This window comes from Scytonema sp. HK-05, from assembly GCF_963872035.1.
GTDB lineage: Bacteria > Cyanobacteriota > Cyanobacteriia > Cyanobacteriales > Nostocaceae > Kalymmatonema.
Map to the genome: position 1 here is coordinate 75,834 of NZ_CAWMYC010000091.1, position 20,628 is coordinate 96,461.

Below are 20,628 nucleotides of genomic sequence, written 5' to 3' on the forward strand. Positions count from 1 at the left end.
TTGAAGCCCTAGCTTACCAGACTCAGTACGCGCGTGTACTACGTTCAGAGCAAGAGTTGAAGTTCCTACCTACAAATGCGTAGCTAGTTCTGCGCTTGAGACCAAAAGATTAAATAGGTGTATGGGTTAAGCCAGTGTATGAATGGATAGTACCGACTCTGAACATTGTCGCAGCTAACTTTACCCGAAAGGAGGGGCTTATGTCCAAAGTATTTGTAATCGATTCTGAAAAACGTCCATTAAATCTAATTCATCCAGCACAAGCGAGGCAATTATTACGAAACAAAAAAGCAGCCGTTTATAGACAATTTCCTTTCACATTGATTCTCTTTGAATCACGTCCAGAAACATCAAATCAACCGCTGCGATTAAAAATTGACCCTGGTGCCAAACATACAGGAATTGCATTAGTAAACGATTCAACAGGTGAAGTTGTCTTTGCCGCTGAATTAAAGCATAGAGGTTTTGCAATTCGAGATGCTTTAACTTTAAGAAGACAACTTCGTAGAAGTAGAAGAAATCGCAAAACCAGATATCGTAAACCTCGGTTCTTAAACAGGACTAGACCAAAAGGATGGTTAGCTCCAAGCGTATGCATTGCCGGATTGATAATATCAAAACCTGGATTAACAGGTTGCGCCGATTTGCGCCGAATGAAGCCATCAGTCAAGAACTTGTGCGCTTTGATATGCAGTTAATGCGTAATCCTGATATTCAAGGAAAAGAATACCAGCAAGGGACTTTGACTGGTTACGAAACCAGAGAATTTCTATTAGAGAAGTGGGACAGGCAGTGTGCATATTGTGGAATCAAAGATGTCCCATTACAAATAGAACACATTCACCCAAGAGCCCAAGGGGGATCTAACTCAATTACAAACCTTACTTTAAGTTGCTCTAAATGTAATACCAAAAAAGGAACAAAAGACATTAAAGAATTTCTTAAAAAAGAACCATTAAGATTAGAGCGAATTCTTAAACAAGCGAAAAGACCATTGGCAGATGCAGCAGCAGTCAATACAACTAGATTTGCATTGTTGGAGGTTTTAAAAGCAACTGGATTGCCAGTAGAAACTGGTTCAGGAGGATTAACTAAATTTAATCGTAACCAACAGAACTTAGAAAAAACCCATTGGCTCGATGCTGCTTGTGTTGGCAAGTCAACGCCTATTCTTAATATTGAAGGTGTAAAACCTCTTTTGATTACAGCTAATGGTCATGGAACAAGACAGTTATGTCGTACAGATAAGTTTGGCATCCCAAATCGTCACTGTTCTAGAACTAAGTTTCACTTTGGTTTTCAGACTGGCGATATTGTTAAGGCTGTTGTTACCACTGGAAAGAAGATTGGTGAATATATCGGTAGGATTGCCGTGCGTTCAACAGGTAGTTTCAATATCTCAACCAGCAACGGATTGATTCAGGGGATTTCGTATAAATATTGTAAATCTATTCACAAAAAGGATGGTTACTCGTATGCATAGTTTGGAGAATTGGACGGCTAAAAATAACGCCGTGTCGTGCTTCCTCCTTGAGCTAAAGGTGCAAGGTTTCCGCACTCCCGGAGGTTTTTAGATGAACTTAAGTGTGATTGTTCCCTCTTTTAATGCAGCAGATACAATTTCCGGACAACTGGAAGCACTGGCAAACCAGCAGTGGAACCAGCCTTGGGAGGTGATTGTTGCCGACAATGGTTCTAGTGATGAAACAGTGGCGATCGCCCAAAAATATAGTACAAAAATACCATCACTTCGCGTGATCGATGCGTCTGATAAGAAAGGAGCCGCTCACGCCCGTAATGTTGGTGCAAGTGTTGCCAAAGGTGAAGCCCTAGCTTTTTGCGACGCCGACGACGAAGTTGCACCTGGTTGGGTAGCAGCAATGGGTGAGGCGCTGTCTAAGTATGACTTTGTTGCTGGTCGCAATCAACACTGGAAACTAAATGAACCTTGGTTGGTCAAAAGCTACAGAGTTGAAAACGGTGATGGAATTGCTTTCGATCACCCATATTTGCCAGTGGTAGGTGGTAATAACATCGGCATCAAACGTTCAGTACATGAAGCTGTAGGTGGCTTTGATGAAACCTTTCTGGCGATTGAAGACATTGATTACTGCTGGAGGGTTCAACAAACAGGAGCAAAACTGCATGAAGTCCCTGACGCAATCCTTAATTACCGATTTCGCACAAGCATAATGGGCGGGTGCAGCCGCTCGTGGAGTGTTGGTTTTTACGAACCATTACTGTATCAAAAGCATCACTCATTCGGTTTACCTAAACTCATGTCATGGAAGATCTGGGTCAAAACACCTTTAAACTTGTGTTTGGATGTTTTGCGTTTGAAAATCCGTGACAAAGCAAGCTTAGCTGGAGCCTTAAGATATCTGGCATGGCATATCGGTCAAATCCAGGGTTGTATTAAATACAGATATTTCCCTGTCTAATTCCTGTTTCGTAATTCGTAATTGAAATTTTGATTCCGAATTACAAGAAAAAAAAGCTGAAAGCCCCGTGTCTTTGACCGGGGATGAAAGCTAATTGCAGGCTTCTTATGCAATCCTGTACTTGGTATTAATTATTATCTGAAACCTCTTAAGCCCTTATGAAAATTTTCTTCCTAGATCAAAGCGGTAAACCAGGCGGGGCTGAACTATGTTTAATAGATATTGCCAAACCCTATAAAGATAGGTGTTTAGTGGGATTATTTGCTGAAGGTTCTTTTAGAAATTTACTACAACAGAACCACATTCCAGTTCAAGTTCTCACCACTCAAGCAATAGAAGTTCGCAAAGAAAGCAGCTTGGCACAAGGATTAGGCAGCTTAGGTCAGCTTATACCTTTAATTGCTAAAGTCGTGCAACAAGCAAGAGAATTCGATTTAATTTACGCCAACACCCAAAAAGCATTAGTTGTTGGCGCACTGGCGAGTTTTTTCAGCCGTCGTCCTTTGGTCTATCATTTGCATGATATTCTTTCCCCAGAACACTTTAGCAAAACCAACCGTTCGATTGCCGTAACTTGCGCCAATCGCTTTGCATCATTAGTCATTGCCAATTCCCAAGCAAGCCAAGCAGCCTTTTTAGCAGCGGGAGGACGCCCAGACATCACGAAAGTGGTTTACAACGGCTTTGATGCGAAAAATTATCAAAGCCAAGAGTCCGATGTCAAGCAAATTAGACAACAACTAGGGATAGACGGACAATTTGTTGTCGGACATTTTAGCCGTCTCGCACCTTGGAAAGGACAGCACATACTCATAGAAGCACTGGCAAAATCTCCTCTTGATGTCACAGCAATCTTAGTTGGTGATGCACTTTTTGGAGAACAAGAATATGTCCAGCATTTACATCAACAGGTGACAGCCTTGGGACTGGAAAATCGAGTCAAATTTTTAGGGTTTCGTTCAGATATTCCATTGCTGATGTCAGCTTGTGACTTAGTTGCACATACCTCAACTGCTGCAGAGCCGTTTGGTAGAGTGATTGTAGAGGGTATGCTTTGCGGAAGACCGGTGGTTGCGGCGAAAGCTGGCGGTGCGATCGAATTAGTAGAACATGGTGTCAATGGTTTTTTAGTGACACCAGCAAAGCCTGATGAATTGGCGCAAGTGATTACCACCTGTCTCCAAGAACCAGAAAAAACAGCAAATATAGCTGAGAATGCACAGGCGATCGCCCGCCAGCGTTTTGATGTCACAGCTATTAATCAGCAAATTGCTGAACTCTTAGACAAGCTATGACTTAGTGGTTTTTGACATCCTACTACAAACCGACTAATTCACGCGATTCAAAATCTGTGAGTTGTTGAGCTATTGCTAGTCTTGCTTGCAGCTTAGCCACACTAAACTGGTTACGCAGATATTCTACATGAGCAACAGCATTTGCCTTTTCGGTAGTTAATTGTATCAGGGTGTCCATCGCTTTTTGATATTCTTGATTCACAAGTAGCACTTCAAAGCGACGAGCTTTGCGTTGAGCATCATTTTTCAGATCGATATCAAAGGCAGCGCTGCGATCCGCATTGCCTTCAAATCGGTTAATCTGGTGCTGAACTGCCATTAACTGGGAGTCTATTTCATTTACTCTTTGGGCAGCTTGAGCGATCGCAGCTGGATAATGATTAAGTTGCGTCATCAAAATAACTTATTCCTCTTAAATAAAATGACATATTCTAGTACGGGAGTGAGAGATGAGGGTAGAGAGCCTAAGCGCAGCGTGTCGCTTTGCGACGAGCGCGAGTATTGAGGAAGTCAAAATTCTCCCTTGTCCTCCTTCTCCTCCATTTCCTCGTTGTTCTCTTGTCCTGTTCTAAGGGACTTCCAAATAAAAAAATATCCAACTTTTTCTTGTGGGATGGGCATCTTGCCCGTCCTATAAACTGGGCGGGCGGGGACGCCCACCCCACAAGATGGATAATTTATTTCTTGGAAATCCCTAAGCCACTTCCCTGAGTTGAGCAGGTTGGATCGTCACCTCGCCAATATTTAAGGAAAGCTGTTCGGCTTGTGGTACCGCAGCTTCTTCCAACACTTGGACTTCAATATTTACACTGACTAAATAACTGCCTGTATCCGCACCAACCGCTTCGGCAACTAATTTGGCAATCTCTGGGCGTTTAGCGGTCAGTGGGTCACGTAGAATACACCGATCCCATTCATGCTTGGCAGTCGGATTGAGGCTGAGAATATAGTGCTTAATCATAGGACAAACCGTTAAACGCATCTCCGGAACGCTGTCACCCACCTGTTTTGCACTAACTTAGGCTTCGTGAACGCTATATCTATTATAGTACATATGTACCGCATTTGGGAGATGAGGAGTAGGGAGTACAGGCGCAGGGTACTGCTCAGAAATAACACTTATATATGATGTACCGTCACGGGTTACGGGTATCGGAGTTGATCAATATGAAGTGGGCTAATGTTGATTGGGACACGTCATATTCAGCACACGGTCAAGTACACCGAACTCCATAGGTGTCAACTTAAAGTGAAAACCAGTATAGAACAAGCTTTAAGAGATTGCCTCGTTCCCAGCCTCAGGCTGGGAATGCCTGTTAAGAGGCTCTGCCTGCCTTAACAGCGTTACTAGCCGCTTCAATTGCATTTACAGGTGGAACCTGGAAACGAGATTTTATAAGGGTTCTAGCTTAAGTTGGCACCAATGACCGAACTCCCCCCGATCGCTTTGATGGGCTTTGGGATTAAAGGTTTTTTCGTAATTGACTCTACTTGGGTTGTATCTAACCCACAATAGCTTTACAAATTAGAGGTCATTTGTTGTGAGCCATCCCGATTCATCCTTGGTTAAGCTCCGCAACCCTTATTTTCTTTCAGTTGTTATGGGGGCTACAGGTAGTTTTCTTTCCTGTATGCTAGACTCTGTTAGTCTAGAGACTACAGTGACCGCATGTATCATCGGTGGTCTCAGCCTTAGTACTGCTGAACTTGTCAGTCTCCTAGGCAAGACTTGGTGGTTGAAAGCACTACTGTGGGGAACAACGATGGGAATTATTGGCAGTGCTCTCATTCGTTTGCTGCTACCATTGCCTCACAAAAGCCGTGCTTGAGTTCATCTGCTTGTGCTAAATTTTCTAGTTTGACGCGCAACAATTCCCGAATTCGTTCATGAATTTGATAAGTGTCTTCTGCTAAATGCTGTACGAGGTATCGTTGAATTAAGATAGTGCAGCTAGCTTTGATGTCAAACTCCAAATTGCTAGCACTCGCTGCTGATTCTACCAAAGACCAAGAAATAGGAGCTAAAGCAAACAAACTTAACAGACCAGCTAACTTTTGCTCCTGGGGTTCTAAACATTCCCAGTTGAGTTCAAAGGCTGCTGTTACACCTGACTCGCCTTAATATCAGGACGTTGTGCGTAAATGTTTTTCTCAATTGTTTTAAAAGTTTCCTCGTATTCGCGCTTCCGTACTCCTGTACCATGTACAAATATTACGGTCGTCATTGCCTTTTACGCATAGGTCAGTGATTAAATATCTGCGACTATTCTAGTATCTCATTGACACTCCCCTGCCGTCCATGCGAGGGGATTCTTGGTTCATCGACTCGCCGTTAGACAGCAGGTTTGCACCAACCGCCCAAGAGGGCAAATCACGCCTGCGCGACGTTCCTGGGGGCAACACGGTACTGAGTCCTAATTTCAAGATGTTGATGGAGGTTTTAAACTTCCAAATAAAAAAATATCCAGCTACCTCTTGTGGAGGCAGACATCTTGTTGGCAACTGACTTAGGGCAAGCAGTCCGGCACAACGCCCTTCTCCGGCAGGAGAAGGGCGCTGCCTCTGCTATAAAATGGATAATTTATTTGTTGGAAATCCCTTAATGTGTAGACGCCCTATGATCCGTCTGTTTGACTATTGACGAATTGCCGTTGCCATCAAGTGGAGGTGTCTGCAGTTGAAAATCGTTTACCCAAATCGATTGTTGAGGCAAAGGAATGGAAATTCCGGCGTCGTCGAAGGCGACTTTCAGACGACGGCGATACTCCCGTGCGACTTCCCATTGCTTTAGGGGCTGTGTCTTAATCCAGACGCGGATAATCAAACCTCTGTCGCCAAAATTATCTATTCCTAAAACTTGGGGGGTTTCCAAAATTGGATTTTGCCATTTTGGGTCTTGGTCCATCTCTAAAGCGACAGTTTCAATCAACTTTAAAGCTTGGTCAATATTGGTTTGATAAGCGACTGGGATAGTTAGATCAGCGCGTGACCAGCGACTAGAAAGATTGGCAACTATTTTGATTTCGCTGTTGGGGATCGTGATCAGCCGTCCTTCGGAATCGCGCAGTTGAGTCATCCGCAGATTCAGATTTTCTACCAAACCTCCCACATCTCCCACGTTAATGACATCACCCAAAGCGTACTGGTCTTCGACGATGATCAGAAAGCCGTTGATCGCATCTTTAATCAGGTTTTGCGACGCAAGGGATACGGCAACACCAACCAAACCGGCACCAGCTAGCAACGGACCAATATTTATACCCAGCGTCGTCAGGGATACCAGGATACCAACCCCTACCCAGACAACGGTCACAATACCTTTGGAAACGCCAGAAATCGTAGAAACTCGCAACTGTAGCCGTTCAGAAGTTTGAGGAGTGAGTAATGCACCACTGTTGATAAAAGCTGTGGTAAAGCGCTCAATCAGGGCATACGAGAGACGTACTGCCACATAAGTTCCCAGTACCACAACACCCAAGCTCAAAGGAATTTGCGCGGCAGTAATAATGAGGATCTGAAGCGGTCGCGTATAGGGAAACAAACCCAGTATGAAGAAAGTTCCACCGCCCCAAATTGTTGCTTGTCCTAGCTGAGAAAGTCGCCGTTTGACTTCTTTAAGATGTTGATGTTGCTGTTGAGTCAGCTGTGTCGTAATAGGTTTAGCTTCTGCTGAAGTTGGAAGCGGCGGCTGTAGTGGGTACTTTCTTGAGCGCCGCTGCCAGCTATAGACTCCCCAACTCAATACAATCATCCCCAAACCAGTTGCGCCAGCAATTGCACCCTGGCGGATTAAAGATTCGGATCGTCGCTCGTTTCTTGCCTCATTGAATTCGTCGTCCAACGTTTGGGCGATTAAATCTGCCGCCGCTGAGGGGGTATTTACCTGTAGCTGGTTCGCGTCCTGGGAAGTAACGGTCATCAGGTAATAACCATTAACGCGAATGACTGGTGGTGAACCAGCAGAACGCTCAACCTGCACATCAAGCTTTGAGTCAGGTTTTTTCAAGAAATCTTCGGTAATTTGATTCAAATTTCGTTGAACTTGTTGTGAACGTTCTGAAACGTTTGTCCTTGGTGCCGCTATCTGTATCACCCGACGACCATCCAAATACACCCACCGAGAAACGACTCTATTGTCTGATTCTTGAGTGCGATGGGTGGGAAGTTGCACCGTAGGCAAAAAAGGAATCTGCGCTGTTACTGGAGGCATCGCCCCTACTGTTATCACTGTGGAAGAAAGAGCTATCGCCAAAAATTCAAAGCGCACTTTTACACCTCCTTGAGCAAAATGTACAGTTCAGTACTCTTAGAGCCATACTCCAAACTCAAACTGTGTAATTGTATCCGTCTTCAGTCAAGTTTTAACAAATCTTAAGGTCATACTTTCTGGTTTTTTTTGCTTTTTCCCTATCTTTCGGTAGATGACACAAGAAAAAATAAAGATTTTGGGCAAAAGTATAAAATTAACAAATTAATCACACATTATATTTCACACTTGAAGCAGGCATTTTGCTAATTGTGGAATAATCTAGTAGTGTGCGTAAGAATTTACGCCAATTTCTTTCTAATTGAGGAACTATTTAATGACCGCAACTTCTCCCCGATTAAAGCACGAGGTTAAAGACCTCGCCCTAGCTTCCTTGGGAAGACAGCGCATTGAATGGGCTGGACGCGAAATGCCAGTTTTACGGCAAATCCGCGATCGCTTTGCCCAAGAAAAACCCTTTGCGGGTATTCGCCTTGTGGCTTGCTGCCATGTGACGACAGAAACAGCACACCTAGCAATTGCACTGAAAGCTGGTGGTGCAGACGCTCTGCTGATTGCGAGCAATCCCCTATCAACTCAAGACGACGTAGCTGCTAGCCTCGTCGCCGATCATGAAATTCCTGTCTTTGCCATCAAAGGTGAAGATAACGAAACCTACAGCCGCCACGTACAAATCGCTCTAGACCATCGCCCCAACATCATCATTGATGACGGTTGTGATGTCGTCGCTACCTTGGTACAACAACGCCAGCACCAACTTGCTGACATCATTGGTACCACAGAAGAAACCACAACAGGAATTGTGCGGTTACGCGCCATGTTTAGAGATGGCGTTCTCACCTTCCCCGCAGTCAACGTCAACGACGCTGACACCAAACATTTCTTTGATAACCGCTACGGTACCGGACAATCAACCCTCGACGGCATTATCCGCGCTACAAATATCCTACTTGCTGGTAAAAACATCGTTGTTGTTGGTTACGGCTGGTGCGGTAAAGGTACAGCTTTGCGGGCACGGGGACTCGGTGCTAACGTCATTGTTACTGAAATTGACCCAATTAGAGCAATTGAAGCTGTGATGGATGGTTTCCGCGTCCTACCAATGGCGGAAGCTGCACCCCAGGGTGATTTGTTTATCACTGTGACTGGTAACAAGCACGTCATTCGCGGTGAGCATTTCGATGTGATGAAAGACGGTGCAATTGTTTGTAACTCCGGTCACTTTGACATTGAATTGGATCTCGTCGCTTTGGGCGAGAAAGCGAAGGAAGTCAAGACAGTACGTCCTTTCACCCAAGAATATCGCCTGCAAAGTGGCAAATCCGTTGTCGTTCTTGGTGAAGGACGCTTGATTAACCTTGCCGCAGCAGAAGGACATCCCAGTGCGGTGATGGATATGAGCTTCGCCAACCAGGCTTTGGGTTGCGAATACCTTGTGAAGAATAAAGGTCACCTCGAACCCGGTATTCACTCAATTCCAACAGATGTCGATCAAGAAATTGCGCGGCTGAAGTTGGAGGCTATGGGAATTCAGATTGATACCCTCACCTCAGACCAAATTGAGTACACAAACTCTTGGACTTCTGGAACTTAAGCGTTACCTAAGCGCTTAAGCCAAAGCTCAATGTTCTAAATTTTTGTTGTGGGATAGGCAAGTTGCTTATCCCATTTTTTTTCGTCATTGATCACGATGGGCGGCGATGGCGCAGAGCGCAGCCCCAAAGGGGCATCGCACGTTCGCCTATGCCTGAAAAACACTTCGCGCTTACGGGCGATGGTAAGGGCAGTTGCCCCGAATCGCGATTGCCCTCGTGCTTCCCACTGCGCTCCGCGCAATCGCTCTTGGAAGTGAGAACAGGTAGAATTGAAACTAGCTAGTTGTCGCAGAGGTGGCGATCGCTTTGGTTAACATTGGGGTTATTTTTCAGATAGTCACGCGCCCATTGACAACCACGATCAAGCAAAATTTCTAAATCCAGAAATTTCAAATTCCACAAAGGAACAGTTTTATCAGCACCACCAGAAATTAGGTACTTACCGTCGTGGCTAAAGCTTAGGCTGTAGACGGGAGCAGTATGTGCTTTAAGGGTGATGAGTTCTTTACCATCTCTGTTCCAAAGTTTGATGGTATTATCTTCACTTCCCGAAGCCAGTATCTGACCATCTGGGCTAAAACGCACATCACGCACTGCTTCTGTATGCCGTCTGGAATACTCCAGAATCTTACTGTGTTATCAAAGCTTGCTGAAGCTAGTATCTTACCTTTTGGGCTAAACACGACACCAATCACTTCACCTTCATGTCCCCACCAAGTTTTGCGAAGCTTAGCATCCTGCTTTTTGTCATCCCAATTCCACAAATGTATTGTTCCATCCTCAGTGGAAGCAACAATGAGTTTACCATCTTCGCTAAAGTTGACTACGTTAACAGGGTTGTTTTGTTTATCTTTATTTTTCTGCTTCTGTTGATGCTGTGTAAGTGTTGTTTGTTGGGGGCGTACAGTTGTGATGATGATTTGACTGGTTACCCAGTCGTCATAAAGTTCTTCTGATTCTGGTGTGGCTATAAGGTTGCGGCATTGAACTTTTTTCATCAAACGGTTCAGCGTTCCTCCACCGCGACTGAGTTTTCTCGTTGCGCGAAATGGCAAATCAAGTTCTTCTTGTTCTAGTAATGTGGCATCAAATTCAGCAGTGCTAACAATCAGTTTGAGAATATCTTTAACTTCTGTAATTCCTTGTTCCCGCCACAGTTTTTCTGGAACGGTGGGATAAATCGGTTTACCGCCTAATACCCAAGCTTCATTTCCTATCTTTCCACTTGGCTGTGTCATAACACACCAAAGTTTCATCCAGTCGCTCCGGCTCTAAAGTCCAAAACTCTTCCGGGGCATGTTCTTGACTTCCATGCCCTGCAAAATAAAATAAGACGATATCCTCACTTTTAGCTTGGCACAAATGTTGCCGAAAACCTTGAATAATTGCCTGACGCGAGGCATCTTGGTTTAAGAGTGTGCGAAGATGTAGCTGATATCCATCCGTCGCAACTCGCCCTTCTAAATATTCTTTGACAGCAATAATGTCATTCACACAGCCCTGCAACCGAGGGACAGGAGGAAGGTATTGATCAATACCAACCAGCAGCGCATATATATTATGAGCCATACCGATGATGCAACCCCTCTTCTGAAGATAAAACTATTACTACTCGAGAGTTTCCGGCTCAATCCGTGCCCCAAGCTGAAGAACCCGCCCCAGATCATCAGCGTTTCGCCAGGTTTCAATGATCTTCCCGTCAGCAATCGAATGAATGAAAATAGCCGTGAAGGTTTGCCGGCGACCACGACCGGGTATCCCAAAGAAACTCTCCTGGACGCAGGTGTTGGTGGCGCGCACGACAACTTTGTCACCCTCAGCAATGACATCTTCAATCGTCCATTTCTGATCGATAGGTCCGATTGCCCCAAAGAGTTCGCGAACGCCGTCCGATCCAGGGGAAAGCCCCGGCGCACCACCATGCATCCTCCAACTCGGGGCGGTCATCGAGCAGATATCCTCGATCCTGTGCTCGTTTATAAGTTCCAGCCACCGTCGAGCAATTATTTTGTTGTCCTCAATGGAAGACATTGCTGCTCCTCCTAAAGCTGAGATTAGAAACCGAATGCCACGTACCCACGCGAGCCCTAATTCTTTATTAGACAGACAATGTCAGGTATTGTCAATTGACCCTGTCCCCGCGCTCAAGCGACGGGGGTTCTAAAAGGTAGCGCATAAGTTCTTGCGATTGTCACCTATGAAGTTATAAGGCATATAACTATGGCAAGCACCAGAAAAAAGGTATTTGATTGAAGACACCATATATAGGAAGCAAAAAAGATGGCTAAGCAGGCAAATTCTACTTCAAAATTCTTTGCATTATTGATAGGGATTGATTGCTATCTGCCGAATACATTGCCTGGTGGTTCTTCCTACAAGAGTCTCCAAGGATGCGTGCGCGATATTAATCATGTAGAAGCTTTCCTGAAAAATAACCTGCAAGTCCCTCCAGGACAAATTATTAAGTTAACGGCTTCTCATTCTGACAATTCCAAGCAGCCAAAAGAGCCTTTGGAGCAGTTGCCTACCTACGAAAATATCGTAGCCAAATTTAAGGAACTTAGCGAACTGGCTCAACCTCAAGACCAGGTATATATTCATTATTCTGGTCACGGCGGACGTGCGACAACAATTTATCCAGAACTCAAGGGAAAGAACGGAGTTGATGAAACACTCGTTCCCACAGATATTGGCAATTCAGAAGCCCGCTATCTTCGTGACTTGGAATTAGCAAAAATTCTACAAAATATGGTAGATAAAGGGTTAATTGTCACAGTGGTGCTAGATAGCTGCCATTCTGGAGGTGCAACGCGAGGCGGAGTCGATGATTCGGATATTCGTGGTCTTAACAGCGATGCTGTAGATACAACGTCGCGACCTACAGATAGTTTAGTGGCATCGGCTGACGAATTGATCCAAACCTGGCAAAAGTTAACAGGAGAACAAAAAAATACTCGTAACCTTACCGCCAGCAGTGGTTGGTTGCCAGAACCTAAAGGTTATGTTTTATTGGCTGCTTGTCGGGATAATGAGTATGCTTATGAGTATGCTTTTAATGGCAAAGAGCGCAATGGTGCGCTGACTTATTGGCTATTAGACTCTCTACAGAAGCTGGGAAATGAAGTCACTTACAAGACCATTCACGATCGCATTCTAGCAAAGGTAAATAGTCAGTTTGAGCGACAAATACCCATGCTCCAAGGCGAAGGCTCGCGCGTTGTCTTCAGCGGTCAATCAACGTCTTCCCAGTCGGCTGTGATCGTTAAGAAAGTAGATTTGCCCAAAAATCGGGTTCTGTTACAAGCAGGCGAAGCACAAGGTGTGCGTAAAGGCGCGGAGTTTGCTATCTATCAATTAGGCACAACCGATTTCACTCAGAATCACAAGCGAGTCGCACTGGCTAAGATTGTAGAAGTTCTTGCCGAAGAATCTTGGGCTGAGGTTACGGCAATTTTTGAACAAAAAAATACCAATGTAGACAATTATCGCACTACACGAGACACTTCCTCTAATCCTGTACGCTCTATTTCTGCCGTAACTTCACCACAACCACAGGATACCCTGCGTCTTTACACTCCTCCCGCAACCCCAACTCAAGCCATCATTGAAGATGGCGCTCCTGCTTTACTGCTGTCGCCAGGTGTCAAGCTTGTTCGGAAGGTACGTTTGTTGCCACCAGAGGAGCATCAGCAAGCTTTAGGAATAAATCCTCAAGAAGCATTAGCAGCAGTCAAAGCCGCCAAAGCAAAAGTAGAAGGCAATGGCTGGGTAGAATTCTTGTCTTTTGATGAAAAAAGCGATGAACCTGTCACCTATCAAGTATCTGTCAACGCCCAAGGTGAGTATGAAATCCTTGATGCAGGCGGAGAACCAATTATTAATTTGCGACCGACATTAAAAGTAGGTGATCCAGATGCTGCTGCTAGTGTCGTCAACCGGTTGGTACATTTATCTAAATACCACGCAACTTTACAGTTGGACAACAACGACCCACTGTCACCTTTAGCAGGAAAGCTCAAGGTTGAGCTATGCACCGCCGGAGAAAATCGTGAATTAAAACCCATCAATGCTCCTGGCAATGTACCAACGCTCGATGTTGATGAATATGCATTCCTGCGTATCCGCAATGAATCTAACCAAGTTCTCAACATTACCGTACTCGCGATTCAGCCAGATTGGAGTATTGCCCAACTCCACCCAGGTGGTGCAGCTGCCTTTGAACCCTTAGATCCTGGAAAGGAAAAAGCGATCCGTTTCCAGACAAGTCTTCCAGAAGGTTATAAACAAGGTGCTGACGTTCTCAAAGTTTTTGCAACAATTGGTGCAACTAACTTCCGTTCATTAGAACTACCAGCATTAGACAAACCTCGCAAGGGAACACAGGCAACGCGAGCAACTAACCCCCTAGAAGAATTATTAGCAGCTGTTGCAAGTGAACAACCCCCAAATAGAAATATCAATGCTGCTGCTTATCCCAGTGAGAAATGGACAACAGAACAAGTGAAACTTGTTGTGAAGATGTAGAGACGCGATCGCGCCGCACATACGGGCGATCGCTCTTTTAGTATGACTTAGGTGGGATAGGCAACTTGCTTATCCCGCTTTTTTTGCAAGGTAGCGATCGCCCAGAAGCAAAAACACCTGGCGAATAGAATTCGCAGCTACACAAGCGAAGTCCGCCTGCGCGGACTACTCCCTTCCCGCCAGAAGATTACCTATTAAAAACCGCCAAGACGAGCCAGCGCCGTGGTGAGGCAGCGCGGTCTTGGGGGTTTCCCCCATGAGCGACCTCCGTTAGGGTTCCCCGACTTGAGGCGACTGGCGTCGCCAAGAACGCCAAGGTTCAGAATCGGTAATTTTGTACCGGGAAGGGAGTAATTACAGCCTGCGTAGGCAGGCTTTGTTTGTATAGCCCCAGACTTCCAGTCTGCGGGCAATTTGCATATTTGGGATGCTCCCCTTATTCTCCGCCTTGTGTCTCCCGCTTGGGCGTACCGTTACTCTTTTGTTCATTACTACCAGCACCTCTATCTTTGTCATCAAGTTTCCTCTTCTAGCCGCTGTTCCACATACTTCTGAACTAAAGGCACTTGGAACTCAACACTTTCTTTATACAAAATTTCTTTGCGCACGAGTTTTCGCACAGATGCTTTGTCTTGTGTTGTGGGCGTTTCTCCTTGAAGGAGACGCTGGAGTAAATTGCGATCGCTCTCCGTAAAACCTGTCCACAATTCACGAAAATACTGATCTCCCCGTTCCAGCACTGTGGGAATAACTGTCTCCACATCGTGTACAGTCGCTTTGATGGTAGCGGCGTCTCGCTGATTTTGCCTGATACCACGGTTGAGCAACTCCATCACTTCGTAACACATCAACTGCACGAGATAAGGTTGACAGCGAGTCAGACGGATAATAGCATCTACTGCCTCTGGTGCGTAGATTTTGGGGAAGTCTTCTACAGGTTTCTCAATCAACTCACGCGCTTCTGATTCGTGCAAATATGTCAACCGTAAAGCTCTGGTATTAATTAGGTAGTCACTCCAGTATGTGGGAAGTTCCGACAATTCGTGAGAGCCACTGAAAAGTAAAGTCCAAGAGGTGCGGTGTTGCAGAATATAGCGGAGAAAGTTGAGGGGAACTCGGCTACTTGTCGCTTCCACCACCTCACTTAAGCGCTCATATTCATCCAAACACAGAAGAAATCGCTTATCAGGCAAAGTGCGTTCAATTTGTCCCAGCCAATTTTGGAGGGCGATGAATGGATCTGTTCTGCCTAAATCTGGGTAAGGCAAGTCTAGACGACGGGGTAATCGCCGTGCTGCTTCCGTTATTTGTGACACCAGATTATTTGCCAATCCTTGAAGTGTTGTTGCTGATGCTGCGCCTTGTAAATCCACCAACAAAGGTATCAAACTTGCTCCGACTTTGTCGGGCAGATATTTCAAAGAAGAAGTTTTGCCCGTGCGACGCCCGCCATAGAGTAGCAAAACAGGCGGTGATTCGGAAAGCGCCAAAGTTTCGATTTCCCGAAACAAGTCCATCCGCCCTTTAAAACGATTCTCTGCTGTTTGGGGATCTAGGGCGTTACCAGCAATATAGACTTGCCGGATTTCTTTTGACAACCGTCCTTGTTCTTCCAAATTACGCTGTGCAGTTTCCAGGATACTCTGCCAACGCTGTATAATACTGCCAAAAGTCGTAGCAACTTCAGCATTCTTGCCTAAAGCTAGACTGTTCTTTAGTCGGCGCAATGCACTGATGGGACGGTTAAGTAACTCAGACTGACGATGAGCTGCAGTGGCTTGCCTCGCTGCCGAAACATCTTGACTCATATCTAATAGTTGAGGTAGAACCAAACCGAGTTCTTTTGGCGGAGGTGAGGGAATCCAAGCGAGTTCTTCAGTCATATCTGCGATATCGCTAAGAGTTTGACAACTGTTGAGACGAGTAACAGCGATACTAGCCATTGCCTGAAGTACAACCGGCTGCTGGTTAGTAGAATTTATTAAGTAATCAATTGTTTCACGGGCAGCAGTTGGGTTTTCTCGATAAGCCTCAACAATCATCTCACCCATAAAAGGTAGGGGTAAACGGATGAGTTCGTCAAAGCGAGGTGGTAAGTAGCGCAGTGCTAGCACTGAATTCTTTTGCAGTGTGAGCAAACCCAGGATAAGCATCCACAGTAACTCTGGCACCCAAAAATAAACACGCAAAACCCCAAGAATCCACCCCACGCCAATCGCCACGCCAAACCCCACACCAAACCCCACACCAACCGCCACGCCAAACCCCACACCAAACCCCACACCAACCGCCACGCCTAACGCCACGCCTCCCACTACGTCTCCCGCCACGCCTAACGCCACGCCTAACACCACGCCTCCCACCACGCCGCTCGCCACGCCAAATGCCACACCAAACCCTACGCCAACCGCCACGCCGCTCGCCACGCCGCTCGCCACGCCGCCCACTACCCCTAACGCCACGCCTCCCGCCACGCCTCCCACCAAGGGCCAAAATTGAGTTAACGTAGGCAGCAGGTTAACTAAAAAGGGTAAAGCTTGCAGCAGTGAGCGTATTATCTGTGGTGCGAAGCGAAGGGTAGTATTCCAAATCAAGATGACGCCGAGGGAAATCCATATAAATCGGTAAAACCATCTTTGCAGGTTTTGATTGTCACCACGCGCTACCATCAAACCGATTAACCAACCAAGCCAAACTAGACTACTGCGAAGCCAGTTAAACGGCTCACCACTAACCAAGATATAAACTGGCGCTACTACCAGCACAGCCACCACAGGCGTGACAGCAGTTAGCCACCAAACCTGCCCAGCATAACGACGCAGACGTGGGTTAGTGGGAAATTCAGCTCGTTTTGCAAAGAGATTCGTGTCTGGCTCCAATTCTGGGTGGATATCCTGCAACCAGTTGGCAAAGGTGTAGGGCTTGAAGTAAATCCAGTAAAGGAGGCGAATACATTCAGCGATGTAAGTCCACAAATCTGATGCTGGGCGCTGTCGAGTCATGGCTATCCCCCTAATACTTTATTCACCCTAATACTTTATTCACCAACTTCTGTATCCACTGCCACGCTTGAGAATGAGTCACAAGACCGAACACAACCAAGATAATGACACAAACTATACCAAACCCTAAAATCCAATTGCTCATATCGTCCATACTCACGCCGATGGATTTTACTACGCTACCTATACGAATTGGGACATTCCAAACTAACCAATGTAGAGAACGCCACCACCTGCGGGAACCCAATCCAGGACGGGGTAAACGGCGAGACTGCTCTTCAAACTGAGTTTTTACCCAGTTTTCATCTTTCCCTTGCTGACGGGCTTGATACACCAGCATACCTGCTAATTGCAGCAAAAAAGGATGACGCCCACCCAGTTGCCGAGTTAAGTTCTGCTCATGCATACCCAAGACTGGTTGGGCATGAGCAACAGTGCTACTAGGGAGGAGGACTAATTCTGTGACTTCTTCTTCAGTGAGTTCCCTCAGCTTGAGCACATGACCTAAATTAAAGAAGGAAGAAGTCAGTTGATGGTCACGCGCATAAAAATCGAGTTCCTTTTCGGAAGCTACCACCAGCATTAAACTATTACTATTCATCAAATAGCGCAAGTTGTCATAAAATCCATTATTGAATTCGCTCTTGTTCTTAAGTAATGTCTTAAAATCATCCAAGCAAAGAACAGGCAATAACTTTTGATTTTTAAATTGTGCGATCGCTGCTGAAAATGCTATGCGGTTAAGAGGGTTGAGTTGCAAAGCAGTCATTAAAGTTGGTTTTGCTCGCACACTTGGACGACTGAGCAACTCCTGCGCCACAGCGAGATAGAAATCCTCTTCTCGTTGACACTGAACACTTTGAAGCGACAGATAAATCACTACATAACGGCTGGGATCTTGCACTTGCTGCTCCCAAGTCTGGAAAAAGTGATACAGCAACGAAGATTTGCCAATTCGTTTTTCACCAACAACATTAACACTTGTTGGCTGCACACCACTCATGCGTGATGCGATCGCGTGTAATTCATCTTTTCGACCAACAAATAGCTGAGGATTATCTAACATCCCGCCAGCTACGAAGGGATTGGAAGGAACCGCTCCAGGATTCATAAAAAAATTTTCTAGTGACTAGATTCTAACACTAGAGAAATAATCCTAAAAAAGTAATACCCGCGTTGCGGCTCAATTCCTCACCCCTACACCCTTACACCCTTACACCCTTACACCCGCCCCTAGTGGTGGATCAATTCTGCTCACCAGTTTTGAATACACCGACAGACTTTTGCAATTGCTGCGCTATCTCTAAAGTTTTTTGTAGAGATCCAGACACAATGCCAGAGGAATCTGAAGTGCGTTCTGAAACTTTGGCAATCTCCTTCATCAAAATAGCAACAGTACCAGAAGTCTGAGCTTGAGACACTGTCGCACTTGAAATCGACTGCACTAACTGGTCAATCTGGCGAGACAACTCTAAAATTTGCTCTAGGCTGAGCTTGGCATTTTTGACAAGATTAGCTCCCTCCACCACTTGAGCGCTTCCCGTTTGCATAGCTTTAACCACGTCGCTGGTTCCCAATTGAATATTCTCGAGGATTTGTTGTATTTCTGTCGTCGCTTGGGCAGACTGCGCGGCTAATTCACCAATTTCTTCCACCACTACAACAAAGCCCCGACCTTCATCACCCACCCGTGTCATCTCCAGAGTGGCATTGATAGATAACAAGTTGGTTTGCAGGGCGATTTTGTTAATCAATGACACAACCACCGAAATTTCTTGGGAAGATTCACCTAAACGGTTCACCTTGTTAGCTGTTTCTGTGACTGTCTGTTTCAAATTCAAGATACTAGAGACAGTGCTATCCATTGCTTCGGCGCTTGCTCTGGCTATGTCAAAGGCAGTGCGGGCTACTGCTTTCGCTTGGTGGGCGCTATCGGCTACAGCTTGAATTGAAAGCGTCATTTGATTGACGTCTTCAAGAGTACGAGTAATCTGTTCGGTCTGTTTGAGCGCTTCAAAAGCCAGTAGCTGGACTGCACCTGAGTTTTCCCCAACGGCAACATTTACTTGCTGGGCAGCTTTTTTGACAACAGTGACAATTTGTCGCAAGCTTTCAATGATGGAATTGAAAAAGTCAGCAATTATACCGATTTCACCTGCTGCCACTTCAGCCTTCACAGTTAAATCGCCCTCGGATACCGCCTCGATACTACTTACCAATTCGACCAGTTTTTGCTGGAGCGCTTCTTTTTGTTGACGTTGCTCTTGGGAAACAACTTCAAGCTGTTCCAAAAGAGCTGCTTGGTCTAGAGCAAATCCAACTTGGATTGCTAACTGTGCGAATAAATTAATTTCCCACTCTTGCCAAGTACGAGGTTGGCTACACTGATGAGCAATCAGTAAGCCGACGAGCTGTTTTTCTTGAAGAATTGGCGCGACCAAATTTGCCTGGACTGCAAATTCTTCCAAAGTTTTGATGTGACAATTTGTAAGATTTGCCTGGTAGATATTATTAATCGCACGCACCCGACCATTTTTGTACTGTTGTACATAACGCTCCCTAAAACAGGGGTCATCTATTTGTTTATCGATAGTTTTTGGGAAATCAGCAGCAACAGATTCTGCTATGACAGTTCCACCACCGTCTTGATGAAAGCGATATACGACGACTCGCTCGGTTGCAAGTGAGTTTCGGATCGCATCAACTGTTGTTTGGAGGATATCTTTCTGGTTTAAAAATTGACGAATGTGCAGGGTAATGTCCGTAAATATCTGTGTTCGCTTGGCTTCAGCTTCTAGGCGACGGGATTGTTCTGCTTGTTCGGTAACTAAAACCTTCAGTTGGTCTGCCATCAAGTTGATTTTAGACCCTAACGCGCCGACGTCTTCTCCTTGATCAATGTCGCTATCAACTTCTCCTTGACCCAGTTTTCCTTCCGCGTTAGTCTTATTTAGAATCGGACGGATGCCCCACTTATACAAGAAAGCAGCGATCGCAATCACTACCAACGCTGTCAGCACTGTCCGAATGAGCAGAGTCAGGAGTAAATCTTGTTGGGGAGCAAATGCAGTTGCGCCCTTGACAGCAAAAATTTCCTCCCTATTAAAAGAAGGCAAACTATTTGGTGTTTTCCAAGGCAGGTCGGTTACCAACTGGTATCGATTGTTGCTTTTGACGACAATGTTGTCAAAATCTGCTAGAGCAGAGGCTCTGGTTTGTTGAACTTGGTTAATTTCCTGGCTAGTTGATTGGTGAGCCAATGGATAAGCCGTTGTCCCAGTTGCCAGTGATAAGACCGTGCCAATAGCAGTAGCTAGTGTGACTTTAGTTTTTAAGCTCAGCGGCTGCAACAGTCGAACACCAAATCTTCGATTTCGATGACCAGTGGAAGCAGTCATCGGTTGGTGCAGTGTGGTATTCTCATCTCTTGGGCACGATTTTTGATGAGAAGCCTGTGAATTCTGATGAAATTGATAGCTCATAAATCTTTTCAAGTCTGGTAAA

At 45.5% G+C, this 20,628-nt stretch carries 15 protein-coding genes and 3 pseudogenes; 6 read left to right on the forward strand and 12 right to left on the reverse strand.

What is annotated here, in order from left to right; all coding sequences use genetic code 11:
- The first annotated feature begins 200 nt into the window (after positions 1–200).
- The 3 genes and pseudogenes from iscB (at position 201) to AACT52_RS11965 (ending at position 3,736) form a co-directional block, all read left to right on the forward strand.
- Positions 201–1,483: pseudogene (gene iscB, locus AACT52_RS11955) on the forward strand (RNA-guided endonuclease IscB).
- 91 nt (positions 1,484–1,574) lie between these two features.
- On the forward strand, positions 1,575–2,441 hold the full coding sequence (locus AACT52_RS11960; protein ID WP_073631119.1) for a glycosyltransferase family 2 protein: 867 nt from the start codon (positions 1,575–1,577) through the stop codon (positions 2,439–2,441).
- A gap of 158 nt (positions 2,442–2,599) precedes the next feature.
- Positions 2,600–3,736: a glycosyltransferase family 4 protein gene (locus AACT52_RS11965; RefSeq protein WP_073631123.1), complete on the forward strand. Its 1,137-nt coding sequence runs from the start codon at positions 2,600–2,602 to the stop codon at positions 3,734–3,736.
- Positions 3,737–3,758: 22 nt separating this feature from the next.
- Here AACT52_RS11965 and AACT52_RS11970 read toward each other — a convergent pair whose 3' ends face one another.
- Both AACT52_RS11970 and AACT52_RS11975 read right to left on the reverse strand, forming a co-directional pair.
- Entirely contained in the window at positions 3,759–4,130 is a 372-nt protein-coding gene (locus AACT52_RS11970) for a hypothetical protein (protein WP_041032171.1), read from the reverse strand.
- A gap of 300 nt (positions 4,131–4,430) precedes the next feature.
- The gene (locus tag AACT52_RS11975) at positions 4,431–4,697 is read right to left on the reverse strand and encodes a hypothetical protein (protein WP_073631213.1); all 267 of its coding nucleotides are present in this window, start codon (positions 4,695–4,697) and stop codon (positions 4,431–4,433) included.
- 580 nt (positions 4,698–5,277) lie between these two features.
- Here AACT52_RS11975 and AACT52_RS11980 point away from each other — a divergent pair.
- Positions 5,278–5,565 carry a hypothetical protein gene (locus tag AACT52_RS11980; protein WP_143172778.1) on the forward strand — a complete coding sequence of 96 codons (288 nt, stop codon included), beginning with the start codon at positions 5,278–5,280 and terminating at the stop codon, positions 5,563–5,565.
- Here the strand turns inward: AACT52_RS11980 and AACT52_RS11985 are convergent.
- The 3 genes from AACT52_RS11985 to AACT52_RS12000 all read right to left on the reverse strand — a co-directional run bounded on the left by AACT52_RS11985 (position 5,522) and on the right by AACT52_RS12000 (position 8,003).
- Positions 5,522–5,770: a hypothetical protein gene (locus AACT52_RS11985; protein ID WP_233153923.1), complete on the reverse strand. Its 249-nt coding sequence runs from the start codon at positions 5,768–5,770 to the stop codon at positions 5,522–5,524. The two genes, AACT52_RS11980 and AACT52_RS11985, sit on opposite strands and share 44 nt — an antisense overlap.
- A 68-nt stretch (positions 5,771–5,838) precedes the next feature.
- Positions 5,839–5,961, reverse strand: a complete 123-nt coding sequence (locus AACT52_RS11990) for a hypothetical protein (protein WP_272937094.1) — start codon at positions 5,959–5,961, stop codon at positions 5,839–5,841.
- Between the two features lie 374 nt (positions 5,962–6,335).
- Positions 6,336–8,003 (reverse strand): mechanosensitive ion channel family protein, encoded by a 1,668-nt coding sequence (locus tag AACT52_RS12000; protein ID WP_073631127.1) that lies wholly within the window; start codon positions 8,001–8,003, stop codon positions 6,336–6,338.
- Between the two features lie 316 nt (positions 8,004–8,319).
- Between AACT52_RS12000 and ahcY the strand changes: the two genes are divergently transcribed.
- On the forward strand, positions 8,320–9,597 hold the full coding sequence (gene ahcY / locus AACT52_RS12005; protein ID WP_073631129.1) for an adenosylhomocysteinase: 1,278 nt from the start codon (positions 8,320–8,322) through the stop codon (positions 9,595–9,597).
- Positions 9,598–9,877: 280 nt separating this feature from the next.
- Here the strand turns inward: ahcY and AACT52_RS41345 are convergent, their stop codons facing one another.
- The 4 genes and pseudogenes from AACT52_RS41345 to AACT52_RS12020 form a co-directional block, all read right to left on the reverse strand.
- Positions 9,878–10,192, reverse strand: a complete 315-nt coding sequence (locus AACT52_RS41345; RefSeq protein ID WP_073631131.1) for a WD40 repeat domain-containing protein — start codon at positions 10,190–10,192, stop codon at positions 9,878–9,880.
- Positions 10,193–10,227: 35 nt separating this feature from the next.
- Positions 10,228–10,854: pseudogene (locus AACT52_RS12010) on the reverse strand (WD40 repeat domain-containing protein); the annotation flags it as partial.
- A pseudogene (locus AACT52_RS12015) lies at positions 10,829–11,167 on the reverse strand (caspase family protein); the annotation flags it as partial. The pseudogenes AACT52_RS12010 and AACT52_RS12015, both read right to left, overlap by 26 nt.
- A gap of 39 nt (positions 11,168–11,206) precedes the next feature.
- Complete coding sequence (locus AACT52_RS12020; RefSeq protein ID WP_073631135.1) at positions 11,207–11,629, reverse strand: ester cyclase; 423 nt, start codon at positions 11,627–11,629, stop codon at positions 11,207–11,209.
- Between the two features lie 249 nt (positions 11,630–11,878).
- On the opposite strand from AACT52_RS12020, the gene AACT52_RS12025 reads away from it, so the two are divergent.
- The gene (locus tag AACT52_RS12025) at positions 11,879–14,122 is read left to right on the forward strand and encodes a caspase family protein (RefSeq protein WP_073631137.1); all 2,244 of its coding nucleotides are present in this window, start codon (positions 11,879–11,881) and stop codon (positions 14,120–14,122) included.
- Between the two features lie 515 nt (positions 14,123–14,637).
- On the opposite strand, the gene AACT52_RS12030 is transcribed toward AACT52_RS12025, so the two are convergent.
- The 3 genes from AACT52_RS12030 to AACT52_RS12040 all read right to left on the reverse strand — a co-directional run bounded on the left by AACT52_RS12030 (position 14,638) and on the right by AACT52_RS12040 (position 20,606).
- Positions 14,638–17,124 (reverse strand): AAA family ATPase, encoded by a 2,487-nt coding sequence (locus tag AACT52_RS12030; protein WP_073631139.1) that lies wholly within the window; start codon positions 17,122–17,124, stop codon positions 14,638–14,640.
- Positions 17,125–17,146: 22 nt separating this feature from the next.
- Positions 17,147–18,235, reverse strand: coding sequence for an AAA-like domain-containing protein (locus tag AACT52_RS12035; protein ID WP_073631140.1), 1,089 nt, complete (start codon positions 18,233–18,235; stop codon positions 17,147–17,149).
- Positions 18,236–18,368: 133 nt separating this feature from the next.
- Positions 18,369–20,606 (reverse strand): methyl-accepting chemotaxis protein, encoded by a 2,238-nt coding sequence (locus tag AACT52_RS12040; protein WP_083630270.1) that lies wholly within the window; start codon positions 20,604–20,606, stop codon positions 18,369–18,371.
- Between the last annotated feature and the right edge of the window lie 22 nt (positions 20,607–20,628).